Annotated in this window: 6 protein-coding genes and 1 pseudogene; 5 read left to right on the forward strand and 2 right to left on the reverse strand. The window is 70.0% G+C overall.

Annotated features, from left to right (window positions below; all coding sequences use genetic code 11):
- Positions 1–1,636 (reverse strand): annotated as a pseudogene (locus QHF83_RS52320) (hypothetical protein); the annotation flags it as partial.
- 25 nt (positions 1,637–1,661) lie between these two features.
- On the opposite strand from QHF83_RS52320, the gene QHF83_RS52325 reads away from it, so the two are divergent.
- The 5 genes from QHF83_RS52325 to QHF83_RS52345 all read left to right on the forward strand — a co-directional run bounded on the left by QHF83_RS52325 (position 1,662) and on the right by QHF83_RS52345 (position 7,177).
- Complete coding sequence (locus tag QHF83_RS52325; protein WP_282425699.1) at positions 1,662–2,123, forward strand: hypothetical protein; 462 nt, start codon at positions 1,662–1,664, stop codon at positions 2,121–2,123.
- Between the two features lie 124 nt (positions 2,124–2,247).
- Complete coding sequence (locus QHF83_RS52330) at positions 2,248–2,907, forward strand: hypothetical protein (protein ID WP_282425700.1); 660 nt, start codon at positions 2,248–2,250, stop codon at positions 2,905–2,907.
- Positions 2,908–2,971: 64 nt separating this feature from the next.
- Positions 2,972–5,785, forward strand: a complete 2,814-nt coding sequence (locus tag QHF83_RS52335; protein WP_282425701.1) for a hypothetical protein — start codon at positions 2,972–2,974, stop codon at positions 5,783–5,785.
- Between the two features lie 7 nt (positions 5,786–5,792).
- A complete protein-coding gene (locus QHF83_RS52340; RefSeq protein ID WP_282425702.1) occupies positions 5,793–6,512 on the forward strand; it encodes a hypothetical protein in 720 nt (239 codons plus the stop codon).
- A gap of 104 nt (positions 6,513–6,616) precedes the next feature.
- A complete protein-coding gene (locus tag QHF83_RS52345) occupies positions 6,617–7,177 on the forward strand; it encodes a hypothetical protein (protein ID WP_282425703.1) in 561 nt (186 codons plus the stop codon).
- 239 nt (positions 7,178–7,416) lie between these two features.
- Here the strand turns inward: QHF83_RS52345 and QHF83_RS52350 are convergent.
- Positions 7,417–7,615, reverse strand: a 199-nt coding sequence (locus QHF83_RS52350; RefSeq protein WP_282425704.1) for an MYXO-CTERM sorting domain-containing protein, incomplete at its 5' end; no start/stop codon positions are given.

Here is a 7,615-nt window from a genome sequence, read left to right on the forward strand (position 1 = left end):
CGTCCCCGCCTGCGCCGCCCGCGTCGCCGCCCGCGCCGCCTGCGCCGCCGCTCGGATTCCCTCCGCCACCCGCGCCGCCCGCGCCGCCGCCGCCCGCGTACTGCACGAGCTTCGATTGCGAGAACGACTCGGTGACGAGCGGTTTGTTCGGGCAAACCTCGAAGCCGTAACCCCACTTCGCCTTGAGGAAGAAGCCCGCGAGCGCCGGCGCGTCCTTCACCTCGAGCTCGAGCGTCACCGTCTTCGTCTTCCCGGACGGAAGATCCCCGACCGGGACGCCGGCCGTGACCGCGGCACCGTCAACTGGGTTGCCGGAGATGTCACCGGGGGTGCTGTCGATCGCGAACGAGACCAGGCCGAGGCTCGCTTCGAGCGGGAGCGAGAAATCGATCTGCTCGGCGGCGACGTCGCCGTTGTTCGCGAGGATGGCCGTGACGGTGAAGGTGTCGCCGAGCGAGACCGAGCTCGGCGCGTCGATGACGCTGCTCGCCACGCCCTTGAAGTCCGGTGCATTCACGTCGATGGAGAAAGCCGCGAGGATCGGGGCAAACGAGTCGTCCGTGGTGAGCGTGCGGATGACGGCCGAGCTCTGCCCATTCTGGAGCTGCCCTTCCTGGGAGCTCAGGGGCACCGTGGTCACGTCCCAGCCTTGCCGACCCCCGCTGACGTTCTTGCCGCCGAACGCGTCCTGGTTCCGATCGCCGAACGTGCCCTGGGTGTCGAGGTTCCCGTTCTCGTCGTTGATTTGCGAGCAAAAGAAATTGTTCGCGGGGTTGTTCGGGCCCGAAAGATTCTTGAACTGCCCGTTTGTCGTGGGGGCGAGCTGGAGCTGGTCGCCGACGAAGTTCGCGTCGCCCTCGATCGCGCTCACGATGACGGCGCCCTCGACGAGGCCCGCCGGCGGCGCGCAGAAGCCGCTCACCGTGTAATCCTGGGTCGTGTTCTCGTCGACGAACGAGCCGCCCACGAAGATGCTGAGGTTGCGCATGGGCACGCCCTCGTCGCGGTAGGCGACGACGAGGGTCCAGCCCGCGGCGTTCAGGTTGTTGATCGAGCTCGTCTGCGTGGCCGGGACGCCCGAGACCTCGTACGTGCCCTTGCCGGACTGCTTGACGAAATCCGTCACGTCCGCCGAGCGCATGTAATAACGGACCGCGAAGCCCGAGGCCGCCGTCTCGTTCATCGTGAGCGCCGTCGCGGGGTCGGGCGTGACCATCATCGTCGAGCCGTTTGCCGCGATGGTCACGGCCGTGTCGAGCTGCGACGTGACGTTCTCCCCGCCATAGTCGTAGCTGCCGCCCCAGAGCAGCTCCGCGTAGAGCACCTCGGCCTCGGGGAGCGAGAGCACCGCGCTCGATCCATTCATCTTCCAGTCCGCCGTGGTGCCCATCGGCCAGGGGTTCTGCGGGTCGGCGGCGGGCTCGTCGACGGTATTGCCGAGCGAGCTGAACGTGCCGATGGAGTCGCGATCTCCGGGGCCGTTCACATTGGTGGCCTTGCTCAAGCCGAGCGCGTTGCCCGTGCCGGCGATTCCGCCCGGCACCGTCGCGGTGAAGCGGAGTTGCTGCGCGGAGGCGTACGCAGGGGCGAGCGCGGCGCAGGTGAATGCAAGGAGGAGAGGTGCACGAAGCTTCATGCTCCCATGGCTAACCCGGGGGCGCGTGAGGGTCAAATCCTGTATTCTCACGTCGAGCGGCATGGAGACCCGGGTAACCTTCGGCCTCAGCGAGATGATCTTCGAGGCGCCCGACACGTTCGTGATGAAGCCGCGCGGAGCGTTCGACGAAGAGACCGCGAGCGCGATGATCGAGCACCTCGTCGCCCGGGCCGAGGCCCTTCCGTTCGTGCTCCTGCTCATGGATCTCACGTCGCTCGGCGTGATCACGCCGGCGGCGCGGCACGTGCTCACTTCGAACGGGCACAGGCTGCCGCCGCGCGCGCTCGCGATCCACGGCGGGAGCTTCACGGTGCGCGTGATGTCGCAGATGATGGCCCGGGCGAGCTGGCTGCGCGGGAGCCGCGACCGCTGGGTGTGGCATTCGCCGAACGAGGCGGCCGCGCGGGCGTGGCTCGACGAGAAGCGGAGGGCGCTCGCCGCGGGGGTTCGCCCCTCGGAACGGTAATGGCTGGCATCCCGCTTGCCCGGCAGGGACAGAGCGAGGTTTTGCTGTGCAAATCGGAACCAGGTGGGCGGCGCCGAGCTTGGGCGATCGAATGGGACTTTGCGCGCGCGTCGTGGGGCTTTGCATGGCCCTCGCGCTCGGAGCGGGCTGCGGCGGGGCGACGATTGGGGCCACGGTTCCGCTCGGATACGGCTCGGTCTACGGATATACCGTGGTCGACGCGGGGGGCGTCCCGTACGACATTTACAATTACCCGAGCTACTACTGGAACGGGAACTACGCCTATCTCGTCGGTTCGTCCTGGTATTACCCGGCGGGCGGCGGCTGGGTGATCTTCGAACAAGAACCCTGGGATCTCTACCAGTACCGGAGATCCTTGCCGGTCCAGGTCGCGCCGCCGGCCGTGCAATATCCCGCGTATCCGGCCTATCGCGCGACCCCTCGGTATCGCACGCCGGCGTATCCGGAGTATCCCGCGCCGACGTACCAGACGCAGCCGCCGGTCCAGGTGGCGCCTCCGGCGTTGCGAACGCCCACGCGCGCCGCGCCGCCCGTGCAAGTGGCGCCGCCGGCCTCGCGCCTGGAGACCTATGAGAGGAGCGCGCCTGCTGCGCCCGTGCAAGTGGCGCCGCCGGCCTCGCGCGTGGAGACGTATCGCAGGAGCGCGCCGGCCGCGCCCGACGTGATTCGAAGTCCCTCGTCGGGAGGCGCGCGTCTGCCCGAGGCGCCGCCGCCTTCGCGTGGCAGGGCCGTGCAATCGGCGCCGCCCGCGCCGCGAAGGTAGGCGCGCACGGCGTATCGCGGCGCGGGGAGGTGGTGGTAGCATCGCGCGGCCTTTCGGGCCGACCATGAACGACATCGCCACGCAAACCCCCGCGCCCGAGCGCGCGACCCCTTCGCCCCGCGTCCGCATCGACGTCATCTCCACGGTCGTCCAGCGCGCCCTGCCGAACGGCGTGCGCATGGAGGTGAGGCCACAACGACCGGTGACGGCGGCGTGGGATCAGGCGCTCCCGCTCTTCGAAGGCTGGATGCAGAGCGCCGAGCTACGCGTCCGCGTCTCGGGCCTCACGGACAGCCCGTTCTTCGCGGCGCTCGAGATCGAAGGCGCGAAGGTCGGCGCGACCGTCGCGGCGGCGATCGGATCGGCTCCCGCAGAAGCCGGCGCGGGACCGCTGTCGTCGTTCTCCGTCGAGCTCGTCGTGCCGCTCGCGCTGCTCGCGCCGCACGCGGGAAAACGCTGCGCGCTCCGGCTCGTCCTCTCGCCGCAGAGCTCGCTCGCGGGCGGGCGGAAGGTCACGCTCGCGCGGACGATCTTCGTGGGCATCCCAGGCTACGGGCCGCTGCTCTCGGCGCTGGATCTGCTCGAATCGACGGACTCGGTCCTCGTCGACGCGCCCGAGCGGCGGCTGTTCGATCTGCAAAACCCCGAGGAGGGGCTCTGGATCGGCACGGGCAAGTGGCGCCTCCGGCTCTTCGCCGACTGGGCGAAGCTCGAGGGTGAGCCGTTCGTCATCGACACGAAGCCCTCGCACGTCTTTCACCGCTTCCAGCGCGACGACGACGCGCCCGCCGTGGTGGTCGAGGACGCGACGCGGCGCGCGGGCGGGCGGCGCACGTACACCGAGCTCGTGCTCGATTCTTCGCACCCGGACCTCCTGCCGATCCCCGAGGAGGGCAAGGACGTGCCGCTCGATCTGACGGTCGAGCACGCGCTCACGTACGGCGAGCACACGGCCGTGTGCACGTGGCACGCGGCGCTGCCGGTGCGCCTCCGGGATCCGCGTCCGCTCTTGAAATCGTTCCAGCGGCTCTCGGCCGTGGGCATCGATTTCGGCACGACCTCGACCGTCGCGGCGCTCTACCAGAAGGGCTACCGCGCGCTGCTCCGGCTCGGCAGCGGCAGCGCGCCGGCCGCGAAGTCGGCGGAGAACCCGACGTACCTGCTCGTCGAGGATCACGAGCGGCTCTGGGCCGAGGTGGAGCGCGCCGCGGCCGGCGACGCGCGCTTCCCGAACCTCCTGCGCGTCGTGCGCGGCAGCCACGCGGCGCGCGAGGCGATGACCGATTCGCCGAGCGCCGTCGTCGGCGAGCTGAAGAGCCTGCCCGAGCGCGTGCTCAGCCTCGATCAGTCGCCGCAGCTCCGCGACCGCGAGCGCCGCCGCGACTTCCTGCTCGACGAGAGCCGCGTCCGCATCCTCGTGCGCGCCTACGCCTACCTGCTCTCGCGCGCGATCAACCGCCCGGGGCAGGACGTGTACCTGCGCTACTGGCTCACGCACCCGGCGAAGTTCGACGAGCGCGCGCGCAAGCTGCTCGAAGAGGAGATCCGCCGCGGCATCCTGCTCGGCATCCCGGAGGGGATCCCGGCCGAGGAGGTCGTCGTGGAGATGAGCGCGAGCGAGCCCGAGGCGTTCGCCGCCGAGGTGTGTCCCGAGCTCGCGACGTACGCCGAGCTCGAGCCGGTGATCTCGAAGTTCGGCGAGATGCGCTTCGCGGTCTTCGATTTCGGCGGCGGCACGCTCGACATCGCCTGCGGCCGCTTCCGGCCCGCGACGGAGCAGGAGGCCGAGGAGCTCGGGAGCCGGACGGTGATCGAGACGCTCCAGGTGAGCGGCGACGATCACCTCGGCGGCGATTACCTCACGCACGAGCTCGTGTGGCTCACGCATCAGCACGACAAGCACCTGCCCGAGATGGAGGACAAGGAGGTGCCGATGATGCGGCCGCAGACGGTGCCTCCGAACAACCTCGCGAACAAGCCGCATCTCTACAAGCGGAGCCTCGCCGGGCGGCAGAACCGCTTCCGCTTCGAGCGCGAGCTCGGCCTCGAAGCCGTGAAGTTCGCGCCGGAGAACGAGCCGCGTCGCGCGGCGGATCTCTCGGCGGCGCGCCTCGACGGGAGCGAGGTGCGGCTCGAATCGCTGGCCACGGACACGCCGGCGCTGCACGCGAAGCTGAAGGAGCACCTGCAGACGCGCATCCGCGATGGCGTGAAGCTCATGAAGAGCATGCTGGCGATCGCGCCGTGGGGAACGGAGGGCGATTGGCGCGAGCAGGGCGTGACGATCCTGCTCGCGGGCAACTCCTCGCGCAGCGCGTTCGTGGAGCAGGCGCTCGCGGACGAGCTCGGGATCCCGGGCCTCAAGGTGTGGCGGCCGGGCAGCACCGAGCCGTTCCAGCAGGTCGTGCTCTACGAGACGCCGCAACGCACCGAGCGGGGCGTGACGATCGTGGGCGTGACCCCGAAGACGGCCGTGGCGCTCGGCGCGCTGAAGATCGCGAACCGCGAGGTGCACCTCGTGCGGCGCGCGCAGGGGTTCTCCTACTTCGTGGGCGATCTGCGCGGCTTCCCGCCGAAGTTCGTGGCGATCGTGCAGATGGGCACGCCCGTGTCGGATCCGAGCGTGTTCGGGCCGCATTACGTGGACTTCGGCAAATGGGACACGAAGACGCCGCTGCGCGTGTCGCAGGAGTACGTGGCCGGCAAGATGACGTCGAACGATCCGCGCGTGTCGATGATCCCGACGGGCCTCGCCGCCGGTCTCGTGGGCCGGCTCTTCGTGTGTGTCTCGGGCCCGGACGAGCTCACGCTGGCCTTGCAACGCGACGGGCAGGACCCGCTCGTGACGACCTTGAACCTCGCGAAATACATGCGGTGAGCTCGCCATGAAAGAGACCTTTTCCGCGGCGCTGCGCGCCGAGATCGAGGCGATCGTGATGCGCTACGAGGCGCTCGTGTCGTCGCGCGTGGAGGCGGCCGAGCGCGAGGGCGCCGGGGCGGTGCAGGGCGAGCTCGCCAAGCTGCGCGCTGAGCGTGACGAGCTGTCGCGGGAGCTCGCGACGCTGCGCGTGCAGCGCGAGCGTTTGTCCCTGGATCTCGATACGGCGCGGGAGCGGATCGCAGCGCTCGAGGCCGAGGTGCGCGCGGGGGCGGCGGCCGCGTCCGCGCTGGAGGAGCAGTTCTCGGCGGAGAAGAAGTTCGTCTCGGCATGCGATGACGTGACCGGGACGATGCTGGAGGGCGCGCTGCGCGCGTCGCTCGGCCGTGATCTCGCGGCGAGCCCGGCGCTCTTCGCCGCGCTGAAGGCGAAGGGGCTCGAGGTGGTGCTCGTGGGCGCGTTCAAGGAGCGAGGCCGGACGATCGCGCACGCGCCTTTGCTGGAGCGCGAGCGTAACCCGCTCGCGGCGCTCGCGTCCGCGGCGGGGTGCGAGCTCGTGGCGCCCACGGCGGGGACGCGATTCTCGGCGTCCGCGATGGAGAAGGCGGCGACGACGAGTGATCCGGCAGAGGAGGGCAACGTGGTCGAGTGCATGCTCCCGGGGCTCAGGCGGGCGGGGACCGAAGGAATGCTGGTGTTCCCGCGGGTGCGCGTGGCGACGGGGTGAAGGCCTGCTCGAGGCCGTCATCCAACATCGTTGACCGAGTTTCTTCGTTGCGGTACCCCCGCCCGTTCGCGTGGCGAGCGCCACGCTCGGAGGGTTTGACGAAGATGATGCAGCTCGGTGGGAAGTTCCTCTGTGTCGCGGTCCTGGTCGTCTGCGGGTGCAACAAGAGCGAGGACGCGAAGCAGGCAGGGGGCTCGTCCACGTCGTCGGCATCGCCAGCGGCAGCGCCCGCGCAGGCGAAGAGCGGGAGCCTCGTGCACACGACGTTCACGAAGGACGAGTGCACGTTCGATTTCGATGCGCCCGAGGCCTTGAAGGAGAAGTCGAGCGACGGGTTGAGCGTCTCGTACGAGAGCGCCTCGTTCAAGTTCGACGGCTTCGCCGGCTCGGCTCTCTACAGGCTCGAAGGGCTGGTCGGGCAGCACAAGCTGTATAACAAGAATCCGCCGGTGTATCAGGGGACCGACGGAGGCGTGCACGTCGTGGTCGCGCGGATCGACACGTCGAGCTCCCCCCTCAGCGGCATTCAGGGGCGCGGGGAAGAGGCCGCGACCCGCTCGACGGGGTGCTCGTTCATCTGCAGCGGCGTGAAGGAGCGCGAAGCCGACGTCATCGCAATGTGCAAGAGCGCGCGTCTCAAGTACGACGAATCCAAGGTGCCGTGAGGCTATTTTGGGGCTGGGGCCGCCGCGCCGGGGCGCTGCCCCGGACCCCGCGGGGGCTATCCGCCCCTCGACCCGGACCAGGGCAAGCCCTGGACCTCAGGGGGAAGAACTGCGCGATGCGCAGTTCTTCCCACAGGCCAGTGGCAAGACCAGCGGCAGGGTCGCCAGTCACGGCGGTCTTGGCTGGCAGGATCGCGCGGCGACGGGGTGAGGCCCACGAACCCCAGCCGGACAGCCCGCTAGCGGCGCCTTCCCATCGCAAGGAGCCCGAGCGCGAGCGCCGTGAAGAGCCCAGCCGAACCAGGCCCCTTCGAGCCTGCGCCGCCAACACTGCATCCTTCGCCGCCGCCGTCGCCGCCAGCGCCGCCAGCGCCGCCAGCGCCGCCAGCGCCGCCTTCGCCGCCAGCGCCGCCAGCGCCGCCTTCGCCGCCAGCGCCG

The sequence above is a fragment of the Polyangium sp. 15x6 genome, assembly GCF_029960785.1.
Lineage (GTDB): Bacteria > Myxococcota_A > Polyangia > Polyangiales > Polyangiaceae > Polyangium.